Annotated in this window: 1 protein-coding gene; it reads right to left on the bottom strand. The window is 59.9% G+C overall.

The window, feature by feature from the left end; translation table 11 throughout:
• Nucleotides 1-1,086, bottom strand: a complete 1,086-nt coding sequence (locus AU193_RS17420) for an IS630 family transposase (RefSeq protein WP_064423630.1) — start codon at nucleotides 1,084-1,086, stop codon at nucleotides 1-3.
• Between the last annotated feature and the right edge of the window lie 46 nt (nucleotides 1,087-1,132).

Genomic DNA, 1,132 nt, shown 5'->3' with positions numbered 1-1,132 from the left:
CTAGTGTCCTGAGTCATTAATTTGTGAGCAGTAGTTGCCGATGCTGGCTAGGATTTGGTCGGCGGTTTTGGTCCAGACGTAGGGGCGGGGATTGTCGTTCCAGGTATCTATCCAGGCTCGAATGTCGGCGTTGAGCTGACGTACCGAGGTGTGGGTGCCGCGGCGCAGCTTTTTGGTGGTCAGTTCGGCGAACCAGCGTTCGACGAGGTTCAGCCATGACGAGCTGGTCGGGGTGAAGTGCAAGACGAAGCGGGGATGGTTGGTCAGCCATCGCTTCACGGCCGGCGTCTTGTGAGTGGAGGCGTTGTCGAGGATGAGATGAACGTCAAGGTCTTGGGGCACTTCGGTGTTGATCTTTTTGAGAAACGCCAGGAACTCTTGGGCGCGGTGTCGGGCGTGCAGTGCGCCAATCACTTTGCCGGTGGTGACATCGAGGGCCGCATACAGACTGGAGGTGCCGTGGCGGACGTAGTCATGACTGGCGCGTGCGGGGGTTCCAGGCAGCATCGGAAGTACCGGTGCGGTGCGGTTGAGCGCCTGGATCTGGGTTTTCTCGTCCACGCACAGCACCAGCGCACACTCGGGAGGATTCAGGTAGAGCCCGACAACGTCGCGGACTTTGGCCACAAACAGCGGGTCCTTCGACAACTTCCACGAATCCTGTTTGTGCGGAGCTAATCCGAACGCACGCCACACGCGCGAGACCATCGATTGCGATAGCCCCAGATGCTTTGCCATCGACCGAGTTGACCAATGAGTGGCATCTGACGGTGCGGTCTCCAGCGTCGCGGTGATCAATTCCTCGATCCGCTCATCGCCGATGACTCGGGGCCGGCCTGGGCGCGGCTCATCGAGCAAACCATCACAGCGGAACTGAACGAATCGATTGCGCCACTTACGAATAGTGCCGCGATTCAATCTCAGCCGGTCAGCCAACTCGACATTGGTGCCACCGTCGGCCGCAGCCAAAACGATGCGGGCTCGAAGGGCCAGACCCGCGGCGCTGGTGCGCCGACGCGTCCAGCTCTCCAGCTCAGCACGCTCAGCGTCGGTCAACACAATGTCAGCAGCTCGCGGTGACGGCATCACCTACTCTAACAAGAGCGGACGAATTAATGACTCAGGACACTAG

Origin of the sequence: Mycobacterium sp. GA-1285, from assembly GCF_001499905.1 — a bacterium.
Lineage (GTDB): Bacteria > Actinomycetota > Actinomycetes > Mycobacteriales > Mycobacteriaceae > Mycobacterium.
Note: the sequence above shows the minus strand (reverse complement) of the source record. Positions and strands in the feature narration are given on the sequence as shown.

Bases quoted from the DNA above. Each gene is read 5' to 3' on its own strand.
- AU193_RS17420 (WP_064423630.1), bottom strand. From the start codon at position 1,086: ATGCCGTCACCGCGAGCTGCTGACATTGTGTTGACCGACGCTGAGCGT.